Genomic DNA, 20764 nt, shown 5'->3' with positions numbered 1-20764 from the left:
ACATCCGCCGCATTGCGTCAAAGATCAGTGACGTTCCAAAGGCGAATGGCCTTCGCATCTATCAAGCGCCATCGGGCTCGGCGATTGCGTCTAACACGAGCAGAAGTCGAGTTTCACCGTTGCCCTCAATCGGGGGGGAGCGGTGGAGTAGACCAGACGCAGGTTCTTCGGGCCACAAAGAGCCCCGCAACAATATAGGTGCGCCGGTGGGAACGGTGAAAACGCGGGCTGGGTCGGCGTCATCGGTCGAGTTACCATATTGAGTGCCGGTTCCGCGGTAGGTGCAAACCAAGCGCCCCGTGAGCGCATCTACATGGAACTTGCGGCAGGCGTTGTTGTCCACCACCAGAAGTTTCAAACGTAGAAAGGACGTCTTCATCAACTCTGCAAAGGAGTTGGCGAGTTGAACAATGTCGTCCTCAAACTGGTCGCGCTCTGGGCAGTCGGGCGTGTTCGCGATTTCGAAAAGTTCGGCCACGGCCGATCTTACGGCGGAGGGCTGCAAGACAACACGGCCTTGCGGCAACTCGTTCACCGGAAGTTTGTCTAACCAACTTAGAAGGTCGCGATCAGCTTGCCTTTGCCAAATCGCAGCAGCGCAGTCGGGGTGTAGGAAGGCCGAAAGGCCCTCCACTTGATCTGTGATGGCAACGCCGGCCACTGTCTCTTGGACGATTTCCTGTATTGCGTTCACGCCGCTTCCTCCGCTCGACGCCAATTCGGGAACGGGTCAGGGAAGTCCGGCAGATTGTCAGGGCCTGAAGCGGCAAGTGCGGGGACAAGGCATTTGTCCAAGCGCGCCTTGAGGGTGTCCCAATCGATGCCTGCGCCGATGAAGACGATCTCTTGGCGACGGTCACCCCAAGGCTCTTGCCAGTGCTGTTTCATGTAGGCTTGTGCGCTTTCATGTGTTGGTTGGCGTTCTTTGGGGACGGAGGCCCACCATGTGCCAAGCGGCTTCACACTGGACAATGATCCGGCCAGCGAAAATTCGGCAACCCATTCAGGGCGCGTGGAAATCCAGAAGTGCCCCTTGGCGCGAATGACGCCCGGCAATTCGCCCTCCAAGAACTCCATGATGCGCTCAGGTACGAATGGCAGCCGCGCGCGGTACACATACGAGGCCACGCCGTATTCTTCGGTTTCGGGCACGTGGTCAGCAAAGCCGTAAAGCTCTTTCGCCCACATCGGGTGCTGATGCGCCTTCTCGAAGTCGAACAGTCCGGTGTCGAGGATCTTGTCCGAGGGCACGACCGACTGGTTTGTCTCAACGATCTCGGTGTCAGCATTCAGGCTGCGAATGATTTTACGGGCGGCGTCGACTTTTTCGGGGCCTGCGTCGTCTGTTTTGTTCAGGATAACCACATCGGCAAACTCGATTTGCTCGGTCAGCAGGTCAACCAAGGTGCGCTCGTCTTCCTCGCCCATCGTCTCGCCGCGGTCGCGCAGGAAATCGTGGGACGAGAAGTCATTGAGCAGGTTCGCCGCATCCACCACGGTAACCATTGTGTCTAGGCGCGCCACGTCTGACAGGCTTTCGCCATCCTCATCGCGAAAGTCGAAGGTCGCAGCCACTGGCAACGGCTCGGAGATGCCGGTGCTTTCGATCAACAGGTAGTCAAAGCGCCCTTCATCGGAAAGCCTGCGCACCTCTTCGAGCAGGTCGTCACGCAAGGTGCAGCATATGCAGCCGTTTGACATCTCAACCAGTGTTTCATCCGTGCGGCTAAGCTCGGTGTCCGCGCGTACAAGATCCGCGTCGATGTTCACTTCGGACATATCGTTCACGATAACCGCAACCTTGCGACCTTCGCGGTTGTTTAGCACGCGGTTGAGGAGGGTTGTTTTACCTGCTCCTAAAAAGCCGGAAAGGACGGTGACGGGAAGGCGGGTATCTGGCATAGCTGGCTCCATATTGGCTGGTTGGGCAATGTAACTGAACTAGTTACTAGATAAATGCAACAAGTAAAGTTACAGATGAACTGCACCTTGGAGGAATTTCGCCTATGAAACGTAAATCGCGGCTATCGTTGGCCCTACATACGCTTGCTCACATGGCAGCGGACCCCCAGAAAGTTCAAACCTCTGCCCAGATCGCGGGACACGCTGGCACCAATCCAGTTGTGGTGCGGCGCGTGTTGGGAAAACTGCGAGACGCAGGGCTGCTCACCGCCGAGAAGGGCCATGCGGGGGGATGGCGCCTTGCGCGCAAACCTGAGCTGGTGTCGCTCGCGGATGTCTATGTCGCGCTAGAGGAAAGTTTGGTTGCGGCAAGCAAGAAGGAAGACGTGCCAACCTGTTCTTTGGAGCATGGGCTGCACACCAAGGTGACCTCGATCTTGGAGGACGTGGAGCAAAGCTTGATCGCACGCCTAGCGGAGACATCATTGTCCGAGATTAACCCTGTTTAATTTACTGGCATCGCAGTGTTGCGCCATGAAGGGCGCAAACCCGTGCTCGTAACGTTCGCGTGAGACTGAAACTGCTGCTATGCCCAAGATATAGGACGCAGTAGGCTTTGGGCATCACCAAAGGCTAACGGACGCGAACATGATCCACCGAATTCTTTTCTCTAGCCTTCTGTGCGCCCTTACCAGCGTCGGGAACGCGACGGTCATTGACGGGAAAATCTTGCGCCAATCGGGGCAGGGGCAGTTTGTCATATTGGACACGGACCAACCCTTTTCCGTCGGCTTCGACACGTTCGATGATGACAACCTCTACGCCTTTGACGAGGACCAGAACATCGAACTTGAGGAAGACATCAACGTCGATATCGGAGGGATAGACGGGCAGATACCGTCGGGCACCGTTATCGCCAGCCACTATGTATTCTTTGATAGCCTGAATGGTATCCACCTAGGGTATGTAGATTTCGATGCCCCGATATTGGGCATAGCGGCCTTGCCGCAGTCGATGAACGACACGGATTACCTTGCAAACACGTCGATCAATTACATCAGCACCGATCTGCGGGGGTTGGAGCCGGGGGATCAGATATCGATCGATCCTGATGATCCGAACCGCCTGTGGGTCTATTGGGCGGGGTCATCGCCGGGCGACTACATCCGCGTCTTTACTGAGCATTCGGCAGGTGCATTGTTGATGTAGCTGTTAGGCTTTCTGCACGGTTATGAATGGTGTTAACACTTCTAGATCAGTGGGTTAAGGTCGCGCAAGAGACCCGCGCATGACAATGGAGACGTTCAGTTGCCGCCGCACTGAAGTGGTCCTCCCGTCGATAAGTTTGATCAATTCTTCTGCCGCAGTTCGTCCCATTTCACCATGTGGAACATGAACAGTCGTCAACGGAGGGTGCAGATGTTTAGCCAGCTCAATGTCGTCAAATCCGGTTACGGACACGTCGCTTGGGACATCATATCCGAGTTCTTTGGCGCGTGATATCGCGCCTGTAGCTAGGACGTCGTTGCCGCACATGATGACAGTGGGTTTTTGCGGCGCTGCCATGAGGTCGGCGAAGGCGGCGCCGCCGCTTTCGATCTCGTAGGGTGTTTGAATGATTGGTAAATCATCCAAATTGAACCCATTGGCGGCCCAGCTGTCTTTGATGCCGTTTAAGCGTTCTTCTGCACGATCATTGCCATCAGTAATGCCCGAAATTACTGCAATGCGGCGATGGCCCATAGAGATCACGCGATCTGCAAGCATGCGCATGGAGGCGCGGTTATCAAACCCGATCGAGGGATGCGTTTTATTCGACTGATAAGCCCATGCCAGTATGGTGGGGGTGCCACGTTTCTCGAGGTAGTCGTAGACGGACTGCTCTCGCTCATACCCGATTAGCAAAAGCCCATCGGCACCGCGCGCGACAAGTGCTCGTATCTGTTCTGCCTCAAGTTCGGGGCGGTAGGCGCTGCTTGAGACCAGTAGGTTGTAACCTTGCTCGTGTAGGGTTTCTTGAAAGGCTTGAAGGCCGCGCGCAAAGATCGCGTTTTCCATGGTGGGTATGATGGCCCCGATCGTATAGGTCCGCTTTGCGGCCATGGCGCGCGCGCTGAAGTTCGGGACGTAGCCCAACGCGTCCACAGCCTTCATTACTTTTTCGCGGGTATTCTCCGAGACCTTTTTTTCAGCATTCAAACACCTCGAAACTGTGGCGGTGGATACGCCAGCTGCACGTGCGACGTCGTCGAGTGTTGGTATTGAAAGCGACTTGGGCATTAGCGAAGGGCACCTGTTTGAACGGAAGCCAATATCACAATTCTGAAAAATTGAAATATGGTGGCTTGGTAAATGTAAGCGCTTGCATGGGTGGAATGCAAGCGCTTACACTCGGCATCGAATCATAAGCTGCGAAACTCCCTTGGTGTTTCCAATTCAGCTCACTCCACGCCAGGTTCTTTACGGGCACAGCGTCGTGGGCTCATGCGGACGCATCAATCCTTTGGGGGTGCTGGCTCTGTTTTCGCGTCAGCGCTAATCGCTCTGGGAGGGGGCACATATGGACAATGAAAACCGCAAAGAACTTGCTAGGCTAGAGTGTCGCAACTCTCCAAATCTTGTGCGCGCACGTGGGTTTGTTGGCGCATCGCTCGCTCCTCCTAAAGGCACGCTTTCGCGCTTGAATTGAACTTGCTTTTTACCGCGCTGGTTGCAGCCAAATTGCCAGCGGTTTCGACGACACCTCTACACTAAACTTACAATTAGGACCGTTTCCTTATGACCCGCGAATACCTCAAGAAAGCAACGCTAACATCCGCTTCCGGCGCGTCCGATGTTCATGACACTGTGGTGGAGATCCTGTCTGACATCGAGCAGGGCGGGGACGCCAAAGCTATGGAATACGCGGTCAAATTCGACCGCTATGATGGCAACATCCTGCTCAACGCCGATGAAATCGAGGCGGCTTGCGCCTTGGTGCCGGAAAAGCTGAAAGCAGACATCCGATTTGCCCATGACAACGTTAAACGGTTCGCGGAGCTGCAAAAGGGCACAGTTGCGGATGTGGAGATGGAGCTCTCCCCTGGCTATATTGCGGGCCAAAAGAGCATCCCCGTTGATGCCGCCGGCTGCTATGTTCCAGGAGGGCGTTATAGCCATATTGCCAGCGCTATCATGACCGTGACGACAGCGAAGGTTGCGGGTTGTAAACACATCACGGCGTGCTCTCCACCTCGCCCCGATGTTGGGGTGGCTCCAGCGATTGTCTATGCGGCGCATATCTGTGGTGCGGACAAAATACTGGCAATGGGCGGGGTGCAGGGTGTGGCTGCGATGACCTACGGCCTGTTCGGACTGCCCGAGGCAAACATTCTTGTGGGGCCGGGCAATCAGTTCGTCGCGGAAGCCAAGCGTATCCTGTTTGGGCGCATTGGCATCGACATGATTGCAGGGCCGACTGATAGTCTGATCCTCGCAGATAAAGACGCGGACGCTCATATCGTTGCCACAGATTTGGTGTCGCAAGCGGAGCACGGCTACAACAGCCCCGTTTGGTTGGTCACTGACGATCGCTCTTTGGCCGAAAAGGTATTGGATATCGTTCCTAGGCTGATCGAAGACTTGCCTGACCTAAACCGGGAAAATGCATTCGCGGCATGGCGCGACTACGCCGAGGTGATCCTTTGCGAAGATCGTGAAGACATGGCGAAATGCAGCGATGAATACGCGCCCGAACACTTGACCGTGCAAGCGGATGATCTGGATTGGTGGCTTGAAAACCTGACGTGCTATGGCTCCTTGTTCCTGGGAGAAGAAACCACAGTGTCCTACGGCGACAAAGCTTCGGGCACGAACCACGTGCTGCCCACGTCGGGTGCTGCGGGCTACACGGGCGGTCTGTCGGTTCACAAATACATGAAAATCGTTACGTGGCAGCGCACGACCCAAGAGGCATCAAAGGATGTGGCAATTGCAACAGCGCGGATTTCGCGTCTTGAAGGTATGGAAGGTCACGCACGCGCAGCCGACGTCCGGCTTGCAAAGTACTTTCCCGATGAAACCTTTGATTTGACCGCCAATGGTTGACCCGCGCCCCTCCTTTGATCTGCGAGGCAAGGTCGCCTGCGTGACAGGCGCCAGTTCCGGCTTGGGCCGAAGGGCGGCGTTGGTTCTTGCTGCGGCGGGGGCTAAGGTTGTCGGCGTGGCACGCAGGCAAGACGCGCTTGATAGCCTTTGCGCAGATATTGGCGAGCGGGCGGCAGCGGTAACCACTGATGTGGCGGATCGCGCGCAGCTATCCCAACTGGTCGCGGACATCTCGATGCCGTTTGGCGCGCCGGATATTTTGGTGCATGCGGCAGGTGTGAACACCCGAGAAGCCGCAGATGACGTGACACCGCAAGGATGGGATCAAACGCTGGCCCTGAACCTTAGCGCGCCGTTCTTTTTGTCTCAAAAACTGGTGCCCGCCATGAAGGAAAAGGGGTGGGGGCGGATCGTGAATTTTGCCTCACTACAGACTACGCGGGCCTTTCCCGGAGGTATTGCCTATGGGGCGACCAAAGGCGGTATCGCTCAGTTGACCCGCGCGATGGCGGAAGCATGGTCCCCTCATGGAATTACAGCCAACGCCATCGGGCCGGGCTTCTTCCCGACTGAGTTGACCGCAGCGGTCTTTGATGACGAAGAGCGGGCAGCACGTAATGCGGCCCAAACCTGTGCGGGCCGAAATGGCCGCCTAGAGGACATTGACGGGCCGGTGTTGTTCCTGTGCTCGGACGCATCCTCATATGTGACGGGGCAGGTTTTAATGGTTGATGGGGGGTTCACTGCGAAATGAAGGCTGTAGTCTACGAGGGCGATGAAACGCTGACTTACCGCGATGTGCCGGACGCTGTGCCAAACGCGGGCGAGCATTTGATTAAGGTCGAGGCTGTGGGTATTTGCGGCAGCGACATGCATGCCTACCTAGGCCATGACGCCCGGCGTCCAGCCCCGCTCATACTTGGGCATGAGGCCGCTGGCACGGTCGTTGGTGGCCCACTTGATGGGACACGCGTGACGGTTAACCCACTTGTGGCATGTGGAAGCTGCCGTGCTTGCAACGCGGGCCGCGAGAACCTTTGCCCAACGCGCCAAATCATTTCGATGCTCCCACGCGAAGGGGCTTTCGCGCAGTATATTTCAATGCCCGCGCGCAACTTGGTCGAGGTTCCCGCGAATGTGTCCATGGCCAAGGCGGCGTTGACGGAGCCTTTGGCCGTAAGTTGGCATGCCGCTCGTTTGGCGACGCAAGCCTTGCATCCATCGATGGAGCGCACGGCCTTGGTCGTCGGTGGAGGTGCCATCGGCTTGGCAGGGGCATTGGCTCTGAAAGCGATGGGGATCGACGCGGTCACAATTGTGGAGCCCAACGACACGCGGCGTGCCTATCTCGCGGAGACCTGTATGCAAAATGCTGTTGCCAAGGCCGAAGGGCAGTTCTCCATTGTGATTGACGCTGTTGGCTATGCTGCAACCCGTGCCGTTGCCAGTGCTTGCGCAGCACCGGGCGGCGTCATTGCGCATGTGGGTTTGGGCGAGGATTCTGGCGGCATCGATGTGCGCCGCGTCACACTGCAAGAAATCACGTTCATTGGCACATACACCTATACGGCTCAAGATTTTCGCGACACGGCGGCGGCGATTTTCGACGGCCGTCTTGGCGCGCTTGATTGGACCGAAACCCGCGATCTTGCGGAGGGCGGGGGTGCCTTCAAGGACATCCTGAATGGGGTTGTTGCAGCGCCAAAAATCATACTGAACCCATGGCCATGAAGACGGGGTCGCGGAATGCGGGCGAGGTGGCTCTAGGGGTTATCACGACCAGAACTGCGGTGCGCTTGGTCACCATAATGTAATACATGCGTTAACACTGAAAGGCCTTCTTCCTATGAATATCGACAAGAAGATCACGGACGATCTTGTCGCCAATGGCGTCTCTTTTGTGACCACCGTTCCTTGCAAGCAGCTGGCCGGTGTCATCGATGAGGTTGAGCGGCGCGACGAAATCTTTCACATCCCATCCAACAAAGAAGACGAAGGCATGGGGCTATGTGCGGGGGCATTCATGGGGGGGAAGCGGTCCGCCATTATCATGCAGAACACCGCCATTGGGGTGACCATCAATACGCTCGCCACTTTGACGCAATTCTACCGCATGCCCTTGCCGATGATCATCTCGTATCGTGGTGAGCTGCGCGAGCCGGTGGCCTGTCAGGTGGAGATGGCCGTGCACACCAAGGCACTTCTGGCCCAAATGAACATCCCAACCTACCACTTTCATTGGCAAAAGGACGTCGAGGAATTCGACAACATCCTGAAATACACATTCATGTGCAACAAACCTGTGGCGATCCTGACGGACGCCAATTTTTGGGGAGGCTATGGGGACCAATGATCCGTTCAGAAATCTTAAAAGAAATCGCGCCGATCATTCGTGATCACCTTGTTGTTTGCAACATCGGGCTCCCCAGCCAAGAGCTGCATATGATCGATGATCAGCCAACAAATTTCTATATGCTTGGCACCATGGGCTTGTCGTCTTCCATCGGCTTCGGTTTGGCATTGTCGCAGCCCAAGCCGGTTATTTCGATCGACGGGGACGGCTCCGTTTTAACAAACCTTGGCACATTGCCCACCATCGCGAACAACGCGACGGGCAATTACACTTTGTTGATTATCGACAATGGCTCTTATGGATCTACCGGCGACCAGCCGACCTACGCGGGTAAGAAAACCAATCTGACGGATGTTGCGCGGGCGTGTGGTTGTGACACGGTGATCGAGGTCCAAGACAAGGACCTTGCCCCTGTTTTACAAGCGGCGATCGAGAGCGATGAGATGACGATCATCGTGTGCAAATGTGACAGCGGCAATATCAAGCTGCCGGTGATCACGCTTGACCCTGTCGTGATCAGACATCGCTTCATGGAGGCGGTGAAGGCCTAAGAATGTTGTCAGCCGCTGCGCATATCCACTCTAGCGATGACGCGCGGCGGCTGGCCAAGCGGCGACTGCCTTGGATGGTGTTCGATTACATTGACGGGTCCGCGGGGGGAGAAGCGGGGGCGCGACGCAATCGAGCCGCCTTTGAGGCGCTGACGTTGGAGCCGCGCATCCTAAGAGATGTGTCGAGCCGCAACCTTTCGGCTGATGTGTTTGGCACCACTGCGCAGCGGCCCTTTGGCATCGCCCCCATGGGGATGTGCAACTTGAGTGCGCCGGGTGCAGACCTGATGCTGGCGCGCTTGGCGGCAGAGTTTAGCGTGCCCCATGGGGTCAGCACTGTCGCCTCAACCCCTTTGGAGAGGATCATTGAGGTGGCGGGCGGTCATGCGTGGTTCCAGCTCTATTTTTCAGGGGATGGGGCAGGGGCGTTCAAGCTGGCGACAAGGGCCAAGGTGGCGGGGTATAAGACCCTCGTGATGACTGTGGATGTGCCGGAAGTGGGACGCAGGCCACGCGAGTTGCGGCATGGCTTCAAGATGCCGTTCTCCATTGGTCCGCGCCAATTTGTGGACTTCGCTTTGCACCCGCGGTGGTCGTTATCCCAACTGGCGGCGGGCAAGCCGGATATGGCCAATTTCGATATGGACGGCTTTGATTTTGACCGGACGGAAAGCCGTGCGCGTGCGACATGGGATACGCTTTCGCGTCTTCGGGATATGTGGCCCGGAAATTTGGTCGTAAAGGGCGTGCTTAATGTAGATGATGCGCTCGCCTTGAAGGGGGCGGGGGTGGATGCCATTCAGGTGTCTAGCCATGGGTCACGTCAGCTGGAAAGCGCACCGGCCCCAATTGACGCCTTGCCGTTGATCCGAAGTGCGGTCGGCAAGGACTTTCCGGTGTTCTTTGATACCGGTCTGCGCTCGGGGGAGGATGTGTTGAAAGCCGTCCGAGCAGGAGCAGATTTCACGTTCTTCGGGCGCTCATTGCTTTTTGCAATTGCCGCTGGAGGCGAGGAAGGTCTGCGCAACCTCTGGGATGTCTTTAGTGAGGAGCTATCCAGCGCCTTGGCTCAAACAGGGCGGGTGAGTGTAAAGTGATGTGGACCGTCGCGGACCTCTGACCCGATGGGGCGGATTTTCTGAATTATTTCAAGGAGCCGAACCGCGCAATGTCGACCCAACCCAGACCTTCGAAGCGTCACACCAAAGGTCTTCTACGCGAACCTAGCCTAGCTTCACGGTGGTTGCGCTAATGGCTACGTTTTGCAGCCTGATCAGTTTGGAGTCATTTTCGCAGTACAACAACTGTCTGGATACCGTGTCCATTGGGGATTATATCCTCGATCGTCATAAACCGGCCCCACACCTTTTCGATATGATCCGTGGAATGAAATGAAATGCCCCGATACGGGCCGACCTGTAAATGTCGAAAGTCGCTACGACCAGATGAAAGAGGGTGCTTTAGCGCCGTTGCGAAATCAGGAACTGAACCTAATAGACGTTTCGCCAGATTTTTGGCCGGATTATCCGACGGGCCTCGCATAGCGTCCCATGTATTTTCGTTTGTAATAGTCAGATAAGCCATCCCACCTGGTTTAAGCGCGCGTCGGATTTCGGCGATATGGGACGTTTCAAACGTGTCGATGTGGGTGAAAACAGAAAATGCGGTGATTAGGTCAAAATAGTTGTCCTCTACCGGAAGGCTGGGAAGTGTCGGAACTGCCATCGGACGGACGTGTGCTGGCATATGGTCGATCAGCCAGCGCACGTGACGGTGGTTAATATCTGTTCCCCAAATTTCTGGAATGCTCGACTGAACAGCAAAATGGCGTAGCACGCGTCCTGTTGCGCACCCCATTTCCAACATACGATCGACGCTGATCTTATGGGTGTCCAATTGAGTTAGGACGTTTTGATAGTCTCTTAACCCCGTCAGCCAGAACTGTTCATCATAGCCAGGGTTGTAACCCTCGCGGTCTTTGCCGCTCGGAATTGGCAATGTGTCGCGCTTGGCCAGTTTACATACGTCCATTTCTTTCACTTCAGCGGGGGCTCTTCCGCTGTTAAATTGGACAAATTCTTCTTTTGTCCAATTGCACGGAGGTCCAGCATTTTCAAACGGCGCAGTATCTGCTGCATTCGAAGAAATATCATCTTCCCAAAGCAATGGACGGCCGGCAGCCTGAACGGTTTTGACCTGTTGGGTGGTTTTTGCGGGCGTTTTTTGCGGTGTCATCGTGGTTGGGGCTGTCAGTTCCGTCATAGCATCTAAACGACCCGCTTGGCGTGCGGCAATCATCCCGATGCGCCCCCCCATTTCATTGTTGTTGGGGTTTGACACATTAGACCAGAAGAATACTTTAACTTCGGAGAACCCCATCCAGTTCAACAGATTTTTTAAAACCTTAGGGCCCGACGGCAACCAACTGGGCCCGTCGATACCCGACATCAATTGTTTGGTGCCCTCTTGGCGGTAAGACAATGCGGGTTCTTCGTCCTTGTCGGGATTGTGGGGCAGGCAGGCCGTATTGAGGATCAACAATTCATTTGTGCGATCCGCCGCAAGCTTCAAGCTCGCAACAGGGTCGGGTAAATGATAGAAAATTCCACTAAACCAAGTGACATCGAACTTGTCATCCAAGTTGGCAAGATGATCTACCGTGGCCACGTTGAACGTCATGTTCGAACTGTCGGCTACTCTGTGTTCTGCCACGAAACGCGCCTGATTGATCCAGTGTTCGCGCGCATCAAACGCATAGACGCGCCCTGCGCCCAAGTCCTTGGCAACAAAGCTGTAACCGGCAGAATTGCAGGCGCAATCAAGAAATGATCTGCCTTCTAGGCCATTTGGAAACAACCCTGCGGTACTGTGCTCAAACACCTTTTCCACATCAACGACAGAAACAGGTTGTCCGGTCTTGTCGGCCCCGGTCGCTGATTTCGTCGTGATGCCATCGCGCAAGAGCAAATTGTGATGCCACGGCGCAAGTGCGTCAATCTCTTCGATCAGTTGTGCATTGGTTTTCATGCCGTTCTTCACTTTCACGTAAATGCAATCGACGGTCTGGCCTCATTAGGAGTGTCGTTGTCCGTTCATATTAATTCAACCTTTGAAGTTGATGCGGGGTTGGCGGCGAAAAGCGCCCGCGCGAGATTATTGTTGGCAAGGTGTAAGCGGTTCAAATATGGGATGCGTGCGTATAGCTGCTGTAGCTCCAAAGCCTCAGCGGTCACTATAGCTTCTGTTGGGATCGACATGACCTGCAACCGGTCGGCATCAAGATAAGACAACGTGTTGATCAACGTCAGGCGATAGGGTTTAGGATTGTGTAAATGGTCTAAAAGTTGCGTGCTACGGGCCGCTTCGGTGTCTTCCATGGGCTGACAAACACGAAATACAACATCTTGTTCGCGCAAGGTTTCGACAACAGCGTCCACGTCTTGTCCAAAACGACCATCTATTAACATGACTTCACATCCCGGCGCATTCAGCTCGATATCCAAAGCGTTCAGAATATCCAGGTCACGTTGCAGGCCGTTCATCACCACCAAATGCTCGACGGGTTGCGGGGGATCAGCCTTGGGCCAACCGCCATCAGGCGTAGTGCCTGCGCACTCCTTAATCATCGTATAAATATCGCGCTGATACGCTAGGTAATCCCAGTTCTCGGCAATCTTTGCTTTGGCTTTCTGACCTTGCTGAATGCTCAAGTCTGGATCGTCAACGTAGTTCTGAATGATGCGTGACGCCTGCGCGAGGTCGTTCATCTCGACAGTCGCGCCGCAGTCATCACCGATTAACTCGGGCGCTCCACCGCCGTTGTTAAACGCAACCACAGGCAAGGCGCACGCCATTGCTTCGTGGATGACACAGGGAAACGGGTCTGCGCGGGCCGTGAGCAGGAATAGATCCCCCCCCATAAAGACCTGTTCGATCTGGGATGTTCCAGGCATCATCCGTACCCGACCTTGTAGACCGTGACGCGCAATGAATGCGGCTGGGTAGCCGAAGGTTTTATCCGGATTCCCAAACCAGACAAAATAGACAGGCCGTTGGTTTTCATTCTGATCTAGAAATAATTTCGCCAGATCAACGAATAAATCGGCCCCTTTGCGAATGTCGCGGGTCCCTACGTTCAAAACAATAAATGCATCTTCGGGGAGGTCCAATGCATCACGAAGTAGGGTGCGACAGGTTTCGCGATCAAGTTCGCCAAAACCATCCTCAAGTAACCCCTGACCACGCACCGTGGTTTTCGTCATGTCCGGCTTACAGTGACGTTCAGCGGCATCGCTGACAAACTGCGATGGGAAAACCGTTTTTTTAGAAAACTCCGAAAACTGTTCAAACACGTTTGTAGGATAATACGCTGCAATTTCATGCAGAAGCGAAATGATGGGGATTCCGACTGAGGACAGGGCTTGTCCGATACGAATGGACTCCGCGGAATTGACCAACGCGCAAACAGGTTTGTTATCTTCAAAAATCCCCTCTGCCCCGAAAAAAGCTGAGATTTCAGCTATTGCCTGCGCATCACTAAAGCCTCTGTCACGTCTCGAACGCGACATGACATATGTATGTGAAAGCGCTTCAAACTCCGGCAACCGTTCGCCGCCTTGATCTAGAATAGTGAAACATTCGAACGCGCCGCTTTTGCTGAACATGTCCAGAAGGCGCAAAATTATGGCCGGCGCACCGGTGCGTGTTGCGTCATGGCTTACGAAAATCAACCGTGGTTTTTGTGACAGGTTTGACCGCAAATAAGTCAACTTTTCTGGCACGTTTTTGTGGGTGTCTTGGTGCAGTGCAGATCGTATGTAGCTCAAAGAAGTCCATGGATTTGATGCGCGCCCCTCACGAATTCCATAGCGGATATAGTGTGTTGGAACATCAATTCCCGCTTTCACGACATCGGGATTTCTTGCGCGATAAAATGCTTGGTCCAGAACGGTCTTTGTTGAGTCGCGTAAAGACAGGCCATCCTCACCCTTTGAGGGGGCGATGCGTGAAGCAGGCAGTAATTTTCGAAAAACCTTTTTCATGTCTGCTTCCAGTTTAAGACGGCACAAGCATCTGCAAGTTTTGGGTTCATTCGAGCGAGATCATCAGACAGACCTGCCTTTGCCAGATAGATGTCATTGAAAAATTGACCCTTCAGATACAGATCGTTCAATTCGCCTCTATCACCCTTTGCCAACCAGATCGCGTAGTCAAAGTTTAAAACCGTTTCGAGGGTAACGTGTTTGGCAGAACGGAGAACAGTCAACTTGGCGCATTGGGTCTTGTGAATGATTTCCAAGACGGAATCCGGTAAGATGTCCGCGTCAAGATGATCCCAATCCAGCGTCACCTGATCGCACTCCTCAGGGTTCTTTTGATCAAGGGTGGCAAGGATGCCGAACATGGCCTCATCAGTAAGAACCAACAAGATTTCACCGTGCCTGACCTCAATTGGTTCGTTTAGTTTGACCTTGGCTCCCACGTCGCTGATGGCTGTATTCACGCGCTGCACGAATGCCATCAGATCGGACCCCGTCTGCACCGCACCCCGACCGTTAGTCCCCAACACGGTACGTTTTTCAGGATGATCGACAAGATCATTCAGGGCTGCGTTTGCCGCACTAAGATCAAAAGCCTCAACAAGACTAACACCGCCAGCCTGTGCCAAAACCTTGGCGCTGTGATGATTGCTAGACAGGATCACTGGGACACCCGCCGACTGTGCTGCGATTACATCGTCAAGATCGCTGCCATCGCGGCAAATTTTGACGTAGATATCTGCGGCATTTAGTAGGGTTTCAAGCTGCATATTGTCCGTCATCAATAGCCGGTCCGGTTCTGACACTGTGCGGACAAAGTGCTGAGCGTAGAATGTTGGAGTATTTCTGTATTGAACTCCTTGACCATGCCAAAGAAAGAAAACGTCACCATTAAAATCCGGTTGTGCAAGATAGCGTGCGGCTAAGGATCCAAATAGATCGGACCCTGCTTCAATATGTTGGGTCCCACTCGCGACGACCAAAGTTGCACTTTCGGGCAATCCCAGCATCAGACGAACCTGCATACTGCGCACGCCACTTTTTGCGGCATGTTGAACACGCGTGTGGAACCCAGCTCGAACGAGTGGAGCAGGGGGCGTTATCGCGCTTTGAATGATCTCCATGCGATCCTTTGACTGGCATAAGATCAAGTCTACACGTCGCGCGAAAGCGTCAATGTCGTCGGGGTCCATGTCTGCCAATGCGTCCGCACCAAAAGCTATCTTTGGCACATCGAGCCCACTCAGGGCTGTCACAAGTTGCACCCCTGAATTGGCGTCCAGCAGTGCAACATCACCTGGCCGCGGTTTCAAAACCCGATTCAATTCACCGGTCGACCCCATCAGCTTTTTCGTGTCCGTCTGCATCGACGGATCTTGTGACAGGTCCCACACATGGGCCACCTCGCAAAACGCAGATGACAACACACCCGCTTGCCCCGCGATCAAAACAATCTCTATGTTCGAATTGGTCAATTGGCTTCTACACAAAGCAAGCCAAGCGCGGTTCGCCGCACAATCGTCAAGGTGCGTGAGGGCAAGGATAACGCGCGTACGTTGGTGCCAGCCTTGAGTGAAGTAACATCGAACTGATGTCTCGTCGTCATGCGCTATGCCCAATGCACGCGCCTGCGCTTTGATATAAGGAATGGACAGCAAATCGTTCGGTCGCTGACCTTCAAGAAACCCTCGGGTGAAATAGTCAGCACGCAATTGTTCTGCAGTGGCGGTTTTGTTCAGATTCGACTCACTGTGAAACCTCGGCGAAAACTCCGGGGTCAATGCCATTGGGACAGTGTCGGGTATCACTGCCAAGCGTTCAGCGACAGACAAACCAGTTGATTGTATGGTGCGTTCAATCATCATCATGTCGCGCTGCGCGATCATCGGGTGGGGTGGGGTGCGTCGATGGCCATCTGACAGATAATGTTGCACTGCGTCCACGCCACATCCCGATTGTTCCCTATAAAATGAGACGTCAAAAAACGGAGACGGGGACAATCCCAGTGCCTGACCGGTAGCGATGAAATGCTCCAGCGGGCGTGAAGGTATGCGGCCTGTTTGAGCCACCACCTGTTCGCAATAAAATTCGTCATCAAAAAGGCCATGCGGCGAGACTGGATTCGGTGTCATCAAGTAGTGAAACACGGAAAAGATCAGGTCGGTTTGCGTCGGTTGGGCTTGCTTGTAATGAGACACATTAAACAGAATGTGTGTCGCGAGGTCGGTTCCACAGGTCCAGTAGTAGTTCACCGCGTCCCTTAGGTTTTCGATTTCACGCGACGCCCGTGCGCGAATGAAAGCCACATCAAACAAAGGGTGCGGTTGGTCCACATTTAACGCACCGCTCAGCAGCAGTTTTGCCAGTTTTGCTCTTTCGACTTTGGGATGGGTTGCCGCAATAAAATCAAGATCAACAAAGGGCGAAAAGGGCCCCAACGACCCGTTCAGATGCGCCAGAACACCTTCGACAGGAGACGGGTAATTTGTAAGATCCAGATCACTATAGTGGTGGAAATATGAAAGATCGAAAAGCGGGTTGAACGAGATATCCTCGGAAGAGCCGACCTCAAGGTAGTGCAAGATCGGATTGATCGATCCCTCAGACGCAACCGCTGCTCGCATCATTGTATAATGCTCAGGATCAAACACGGAATTTGGAGGAAACGGTTTTACCTCGTCCGGATTCATCAAAGCTTGGAGCAGCTCTTTGTCAGACAATTTGACAGCTTGAAGGTTGTTTTGACGCACATAGTCGAGATCAAAAAAACTGCGGTGCCGGTTAAGTAGCTTGGCCAAGGTCATAGGAATACCGCCATTTTCAGAAACCGTTTTTTTCGAGCATTGGTGCAATGCGGTGCCATGCCACGGCGCTGCTTACGATGTTGTCGAGGCTCGAATGCACCGTCTCAAACCCTAGTATTTCGCGGATCTTGGCTGCATCGGCTACCAATTTGGGCGGATCCCCTGCACGTCGTGCTTCGATGGTATGAGGCACAGGTCCATCCAGATGGCGCTCTACGGCCTCTACAACCTCGAATACAGAATACCCCTGTCCAACGCCAACGTTGAACTGTTCTGTTGCCCCCCCATCCAGCAAATACCGACAAGCCGCTACATGCGCGCGGGCAAGGTCGGTAACATGAATGTAGTCGCGCACCGCTGATCCGTCTGGCGTGTCGTAGTCGCTGCCAAATACGCTGAAGTCGTCGATAAGCCCTAACCCGGCGAGTATCGCGCGCGGGATCAAATGTGTTTCTTCCCGATGTGCTTCGCCCGTTTCCAGAGCTGCATCGTCACCCGCTGCGTTGAAATACCGCAAGGCTACGGATTTCAAACCATATGCTGTCGAAAAATCTTGCAAGATCTGTTCGACCATCAGTTTTGTCCGCCCATACGGATTGATTGGGGCCTTCGGTAAGTTTTCGGAAATTATAGGCAACGTTGGTGACCCATAGATCGCGCAGGTCGAAGAAAAGACAATCGGGATGTTTCCAGCTGCACGCAATGCCTGCAGGACGCATAGCGAGCCCACTACATTATTCTCATAGTACTTGGCGGGGTCCGTTACAGAATGACCTACATAGGCATGGGCGGCGAAATGGATGGCTGCCACCGGTTTGACGCGCTCGATTGCCGCCGCAACGGCTGCTGGGTCGCAGATATCCCCTTGGATCAAATCCCCCCATTTGACAAACTCGGCGTGACCCTCGCTTAGATTGTCAAAGGTGACGGGATCAAAGCCGTTGGCCTTCAGCTCTTTACATGTGTGGCTGCCAATGTATCCAGCCCCCCCGAAGACAATAACTTTGCTCATCCCGTCGCGCTCGTTTCGCAAAGCGTATTGAGGCCTGCCGCCTTAGCATTGTAGGCGATCGTTTCCGCCAAACCATCGCGCAATGATACCGTTGGGTTCCAACCAAGAATTTTTTGCGCCTTGGTGATATCCGGTCTGCGCCGCTTCGGATCATCAATTGGCAAAGGTTGCATCTCCAACTCGGCGCTCGAACCAGTCAATGCAATGATCTGTTGCGCCAGTTCCAGCATTGTCACTTCGCTCGGATTACCCAGATTGATCGGCCCCAAGATGCCGTCTGTCTCCATCATCCGCATCAGTCCGTTCACCAAGTCAGAATAAAAACAAAACGACCGCGTTTGCTGACCATTCCCAAAAATCGTGATGTTACGACCGTAAATCGCCTGATCGATGAAGCTGGAAACCACACGCCCATCGTTAGGGTTCATGCGTGGTCCATAGGTGTTGAAGATGCGTACCACTCGGATATCGACATTGTGCTGGCGGTGAAAATCAAACGCCAATGTCTCTGAAATACGTTTGCCTTCGTCGTAGCAAGCGCGTGGCCCAATTTGGTTAACATTACCCCAATAGTCTTCGGTTTGCGGGTGCACAGCTGGATCCCCGTATGTCTCGGATGTGGAGGCGAGTAGAAAACGTGCGCCTGTGCTGTGCGCTAGATCCAGAGCGTTCAGAGTGCCAAGGAAGTTTATCTTGGCTGTCTCGATGGGCTCAAGTTGGTACATAGGTGGGGATGCAGGCGATGCCAAATGGAAGATGCGGTCGTAGGACCCCGAAAACGGCAGCTGCACATCGTGTTCTATAAACTCGAAGTTCGGGTTGGTATTGGCCAGTTCCAGGTTTTCAGCGTACCCGGTCCGAAAATTGTCCAAACCGGTAACTCGGTGGCCCTGACCCAATAGCGAGTCGCATAAATGTGACCCCAGAAACCCTGCCGCTCCCGTCACTAAAATTTTCACCTAGCACCTAACTTTTAACTTTGAGAACGCCGCGCTGAACGGTCAGGAAACAAGCGTTAACGTGTTACGTCAACACCTATTTCTTCTATCTCCATTGAATCTTCATCTTGCAGATGATCATCAGCACGCTACGGTCAACCACATCGCTATTTGGAAATGCCCGCGCATGTACAACAAAGTCATTGTCATCCATATTCCCAAGACGGCCGGTTCGTCATTGCAGGCCAACCTATCGTGGGCAAGAGGCGCCATCCATGGGAACGATAAGGGCACAATAAGTATTGATTTCCCTATTGCCAACTTGCCCTACTTTGAGGGCCTCGCACGACATGCCGAACAACGTCTACCCGAACTTCTTTCGCCAGGTTTTCAGGTCATGAATGGGCATTTTAGATATCGTGATATTGCACCCGTTCTCGGAGCTTTACGGCCTCAAGTCTCGCTGGTGACATTCCTGCGCGATCCGATCAAGCGAACAATATCAGATTACCTTTACAGTTCATCGCCGCGTCATAAGGGGCGTGATGCATTTGTTGCAAGCTACCCATCGTTCGAAAGTTATTGCAAAAACACGGGTGAGATGAACAAGCAGTTTGATTATATGCGCCCATTTACGAACGCACCCTTAGATGTGACCATCGAAAGCGCTCGGCGAAACATTGATTTTATCGGACGAACGGAACAATTCGACCAAGACTACACAGTACTAGTTGACGCATTGGGTGTTCCTGACCTGCGGACTGAATCCCAAAATGTAAGTCCCCGTCAGGACGCGGCCCGCGACACCTTCGAAAAATACAGCGATATGCTGCACGACATTCTGTCAGACGACATCGCACTGTGTGATGCGTTGTCAGAAGATGCTCGGGATCGAGCAGGATCAACCTCTATTCGCGCGTAGGTGTTGTCCGTAAAAGCAATCAGCGGCTACTTCAGCGGCGGGGTTTGAAAGAGCCACACCTTCAAGCCCCCATGAGGAACGGCAGGCCCTTGCGATAGCGGCAGGCCCGTGGCCTTCGCCAGCCCAGGCTCGGAGGTGACAAAAGCCACCCGCCAGCCTTTGAAGCGTTCCTTCAGAACCTTGCCCATGGTCCCGTACAGTGCGAACAGCTGCTTCTTGTCGCCGATGCGTCCGCCATAAGGGGGGTTCACGATGATCAGCCCCGCAGGCCCGTCGGGGCGAGTAAGTTCCGCCAAGGGTTTGCACTGGAAATCGCACAAAGCTGAAATCCCCGCGCGCGCCGCGTTCGAGGTGGCTCCTTTGATAGCGCCTTGATCACGGTCAGAGCCATATAAGCGGGCAGGGCCCTTAACCACACTGACGGAGCGGTGTAGCGCCTTGTAGTCTTGCTCGTCGAAGCTTGCCAAAACCTCAAACGCAAAGCTGCGCGAGCGGCCTGCCTGCAAGTTTTGCGCAATCTCGGCGGCCTCAATGATGAATGTGCCAGAGCCACACATAGGGTCCAGCACCGGCTCGGCCCCGTCATAGCCCGCTTGCTGCAAGAAAAGGGCTGCCATGTTTTCGCGTATGGGCGCCTTGCCAACCGCTTCCTTGTGGCCGCGCTTGTGCAGGCTCTCGCCAGAGGTGTCGACGCTGAGGGTGACGATGTTTTGCTCGATGCGGACCTTAAGGGTGACCTCGCCGTCTGCCGCAGGCTTCATCCCGTGTTTCTTCAGCGCACGCTCCACCCGCTCAATCGCGGCACCTGCGTGGTAGATTTTGGAGCGCTTGCATGTGGCCTCCACCCGTACGGTGGTGCCAGAATAGAAGGTCTCATCCCAAGGGAATTCATCGGCGCGGTGGTCCAGCCCCGCAAGGCTCATGGTGCGGAAGGAGCCGATGCGGGCCAAAATCTTGGTGGCCCCGCGCAGCTCCAGATTAAGCCGCCAGACATCTGCCCAACTGCCCAACATGGTGACGCCACCAGGACCATAACGGGCGTCCTTATAGCCCAAGGCGCGGAACTCCGGCAGCAAGGCAGGCTCTAAGCCCGGGGGGGCAACGGCGAATATCTCTAAAGGTGTATCAGTCATGGCCCCGTCCATAGGGGCAGTTGC

At 54.3% G+C, this 20764-nt stretch carries 18 protein-coding genes; 9 read left to right on the top strand and 9 right to left on the bottom strand.

Features of this window, described 5'->3' with window-relative positions:
• Positions 1-61: 61 nt before the first annotated feature.
• Together ABJN86_RS11080 and ABJN86_RS11075 are read right to left on the bottom strand one after the other, a co-directional pair.
• Positions 62-694 carry a DUF1826 domain-containing protein gene (locus ABJN86_RS11080; protein WP_348367108.1) on the bottom strand — a complete coding sequence of 211 codons (633 nt, stop codon included), beginning with the start codon at positions 692-694 and terminating at the stop codon, positions 62-64.
• The gene (locus ABJN86_RS11075) at positions 691-1902 is read right to left on the bottom strand and encodes a GTP-binding protein (RefSeq protein ID WP_348367107.1); all 1212 of its coding nucleotides are present in this window, start codon (positions 1900-1902) and stop codon (positions 691-693) included. The genes ABJN86_RS11080 and ABJN86_RS11075 overlap by 4 nt, the downstream gene beginning before the upstream one ends.
• Before the next feature lie 104 nt (positions 1903-2006).
• On the opposite strand from ABJN86_RS11075, the gene ABJN86_RS11070 reads away from it, so the two are divergent.
• Complete coding sequence (locus tag ABJN86_RS11070; RefSeq protein WP_348367105.1) at positions 2007-2411, top strand: Rrf2 family transcriptional regulator; 405 nt, start codon at positions 2007-2009, stop codon at positions 2409-2411.
• 139 nt (positions 2412-2550) lie between these two features.
• A complete protein-coding gene (locus tag ABJN86_RS11065; RefSeq protein WP_348367104.1) occupies positions 2551-3111 on the top strand; it encodes a hypothetical protein in 561 nt (186 codons plus the stop codon).
• Between the two features lie 54 nt (positions 3112-3165).
• On the opposite strand, the gene ABJN86_RS11060 is transcribed toward ABJN86_RS11065, so the two are convergent.
• The gene (locus tag ABJN86_RS11060; RefSeq protein ID WP_348367102.1) at positions 3166-4182 is read right to left on the bottom strand and encodes a LacI family DNA-binding transcriptional regulator; all 1017 of its coding nucleotides are present in this window, start codon (positions 4180-4182) and stop codon (positions 3166-3168) included.
• 498 nt (positions 4183-4680) lie between these two features.
• Here ABJN86_RS11060 and hisD point away from each other — a divergent pair, with 498 nt between their 5' ends.
• From hisD to ABJN86_RS11030, 6 genes are all read left to right on the top strand, one after another.
• The gene (hisD, locus tag ABJN86_RS11055; RefSeq protein WP_348367100.1) at positions 4681-5988 is read left to right on the top strand and encodes a histidinol dehydrogenase; all 1308 of its coding nucleotides are present in this window, start codon (positions 4681-4683) and stop codon (positions 5986-5988) included.
• Positions 5981-6742: an SDR family oxidoreductase gene (locus ABJN86_RS11050; protein WP_348367098.1), complete on the top strand. Its 762-nt coding sequence runs from the start codon at positions 5981-5983 to the stop codon at positions 6740-6742. Before hisD ends, ABJN86_RS11050 begins: the two co-directional genes overlap by 8 nt.
• Positions 6739-7719 (top strand): alcohol dehydrogenase catalytic domain-containing protein, encoded by a 981-nt coding sequence (locus ABJN86_RS11045; protein ID WP_348367096.1) that lies wholly within the window; start codon positions 6739-6741, stop codon positions 7717-7719. Before ABJN86_RS11050 ends, ABJN86_RS11045 begins: the two co-directional genes overlap by 4 nt.
• A gap of 115 nt (positions 7720-7834) precedes the next feature.
• The gene (comD, locus tag ABJN86_RS11040) at positions 7835-8341 is read left to right on the top strand and encodes a sulfopyruvate decarboxylase subunit alpha (protein ID WP_348367094.1); all 507 of its coding nucleotides are present in this window, start codon (positions 7835-7837) and stop codon (positions 8339-8341) included.
• Positions 8338-8892: a sulfopyruvate decarboxylase subunit beta gene (gene comE, locus ABJN86_RS11035; RefSeq protein WP_348367092.1), complete on the top strand. Its 555-nt coding sequence runs from the start codon at positions 8338-8340 to the stop codon at positions 8890-8892. Before comD ends, comE begins: the two co-directional genes overlap by 4 nt.
• A gap of 2 nt (positions 8893-8894) precedes the next feature.
• The gene (locus tag ABJN86_RS11030) at positions 8895-9989 is read left to right on the top strand and encodes an alpha-hydroxy acid oxidase (RefSeq protein ID WP_348367091.1); all 1095 of its coding nucleotides are present in this window, start codon (positions 8895-8897) and stop codon (positions 9987-9989) included.
• A gap of 187 nt (positions 9990-10176) precedes the next feature.
• Here ABJN86_RS11030 and ABJN86_RS11025 read toward each other — a convergent pair whose 3' ends face one another.
• The 5 genes from ABJN86_RS11025 to ABJN86_RS11005 form a co-directional block, all read right to left on the bottom strand.
• The gene (locus tag ABJN86_RS11025; RefSeq protein ID WP_348367090.1) at positions 10177-11919 is read right to left on the bottom strand and encodes a class I SAM-dependent methyltransferase; all 1743 of its coding nucleotides are present in this window, start codon (positions 11917-11919) and stop codon (positions 10177-10179) included.
• Between the two features lie 65 nt (positions 11920-11984).
• Positions 11985-13934 carry a glycosyltransferase family 4 protein gene (locus ABJN86_RS11020; protein WP_348367089.1) on the bottom strand — a complete coding sequence of 650 codons (1950 nt, stop codon included), beginning with the start codon at positions 13932-13934 and terminating at the stop codon, positions 11985-11987.
• Positions 13931-16735, bottom strand: a complete 2805-nt coding sequence (locus tag ABJN86_RS11015) for a hypothetical protein (RefSeq protein ID WP_348367088.1) — start codon at positions 16733-16735, stop codon at positions 13931-13933. Before ABJN86_RS11015 ends, ABJN86_RS11020 begins: the two co-directional genes overlap by 4 nt.
• A 16-nt stretch (positions 16736-16751) precedes the next feature.
• On the bottom strand, positions 16752-17747 hold the full coding sequence (galE, locus tag ABJN86_RS11010; RefSeq protein ID WP_348367086.1) for a UDP-glucose 4-epimerase GalE: 996 nt from the start codon (positions 17745-17747) through the stop codon (positions 16752-16754).
• Positions 17744-18694 (bottom strand): UDP-glucuronic acid decarboxylase family protein, encoded by a 951-nt coding sequence (locus ABJN86_RS11005; RefSeq protein WP_348367085.1) that lies wholly within the window; start codon positions 18692-18694, stop codon positions 17744-17746. The genes galE and ABJN86_RS11005 overlap by 4 nt, the downstream gene beginning before the upstream one ends.
• 178 nt (positions 18695-18872) lie before the next feature.
• Between ABJN86_RS11005 and ABJN86_RS11000 the strand changes: the two genes are divergently transcribed.
• The gene (locus ABJN86_RS11000) at positions 18873-19607 is read left to right on the top strand and encodes a sulfotransferase family 2 domain-containing protein (protein WP_348367083.1); all 735 of its coding nucleotides are present in this window, start codon (positions 18873-18875) and stop codon (positions 19605-19607) included.
• Positions 19608-19633: 26 nt separating this feature from the next.
• On the opposite strand, the gene ABJN86_RS10995 is transcribed toward ABJN86_RS11000, so the two are convergent.
• The gene (locus tag ABJN86_RS10995; RefSeq protein ID WP_348367082.1) at positions 19634-20740 is read right to left on the bottom strand and encodes a class I SAM-dependent RNA methyltransferase; all 1107 of its coding nucleotides are present in this window, start codon (positions 20738-20740) and stop codon (positions 19634-19636) included.
• Positions 20741-20764: the final 24 nt, after the last annotated feature.

Source organism: Litoreibacter sp., assembly GCF_039974535.1.
GTDB lineage: Bacteria > Pseudomonadota > Alphaproteobacteria > Rhodobacterales > Rhodobacteraceae > Litoreibacter.
Note: the sequence above shows the minus strand (reverse complement) of the source record. Positions and strands in the feature narration are given on the sequence as shown.

What these genes read in the sequence shown, in the direction of transcription:
- ABJN86_RS11075 (WP_348367107.1), bottom strand. Translation starts at nt 1,902, where the DNA reads ATGCCAGATACCCGCCTTCCCGTCACCGTCCTTTCCGGCTTTTTAGGA.
- ABJN86_RS11070 (WP_348367105.1), top strand. Translation starts at nt 2,007, where the DNA reads ATGAAACGTAAATCGCGGCTATCGTTGGCCCTACATACGCTTGCTCAC.
- ABJN86_RS11065 (WP_348367104.1), top strand. Translation starts at nt 2,551, where the DNA reads ATGATCCACCGAATTCTTTTCTCTAGCCTTCTGTGCGCCCTTACCAGC.
- ABJN86_RS11060 (WP_348367102.1), bottom strand. Translation starts at nt 4,182, where the DNA reads ATGCCCAAGTCGCTTTCAATACCAACACTCGACGACGTCGCACGTGCA.
- hisD (WP_348367100.1), top strand. Translation starts at nt 4,681, where the DNA reads ATGACCCGCGAATACCTCAAGAAAGCAACGCTAACATCCGCTTCCGGC.
- ABJN86_RS11050 (WP_348367098.1), top strand. Translation starts at nt 5,981, where the DNA reads ATGGTTGACCCGCGCCCCTCCTTTGATCTGCGAGGCAAGGTCGCCTGC.
- ABJN86_RS11045 (WP_348367096.1), top strand. Translation starts at nt 6,739, where the DNA reads ATGAAGGCTGTAGTCTACGAGGGCGATGAAACGCTGACTTACCGCGAT.
- comD (WP_348367094.1), top strand. Translation starts at nt 7,835, where the DNA reads ATGAATATCGACAAGAAGATCACGGACGATCTTGTCGCCAATGGCGTC.
- comE (WP_348367092.1), top strand. Translation starts at nt 8,338, where the DNA reads ATGATCCGTTCAGAAATCTTAAAAGAAATCGCGCCGATCATTCGTGAT.
- ABJN86_RS11030 (WP_348367091.1), top strand. Translation starts at nt 8,895, where the DNA reads ATGTTGTCAGCCGCTGCGCATATCCACTCTAGCGATGACGCGCGGCGG.
- ABJN86_RS11025 (WP_348367090.1), bottom strand. Translation starts at nt 11,919, where the DNA reads ATGAAAACCAATGCACAACTGATCGAAGAGATTGACGCACTTGCGCCG.
- ABJN86_RS11020 (WP_348367089.1), bottom strand. Translation starts at nt 13,934, where the DNA reads ATGAAAAAGGTTTTTCGAAAATTACTGCCTGCTTCACGCATCGCCCCC.
- ABJN86_RS11015 (WP_348367088.1), bottom strand. Translation starts at nt 16,735, where the DNA reads ATGACCTTGGCCAAGCTACTTAACCGGCACCGCAGTTTTTTTGATCTC.
- galE (WP_348367086.1), bottom strand. Translation starts at nt 17,747, where the DNA reads ATGAGCAAAGTTATTGTCTTCGGGGGGGCTGGATACATTGGCAGCCAC.
- ABJN86_RS11000 (WP_348367083.1), top strand. Translation starts at nt 18,873, where the DNA reads ATGTACAACAAAGTCATTGTCATCCATATTCCCAAGACGGCCGGTTCG.
- ABJN86_RS10995 (WP_348367082.1), bottom strand. Translation starts at nt 20,740, where the DNA reads ATGACTGATACACCTTTAGAGATATTCGCCGTTGCCCCCCCGGGCTTA.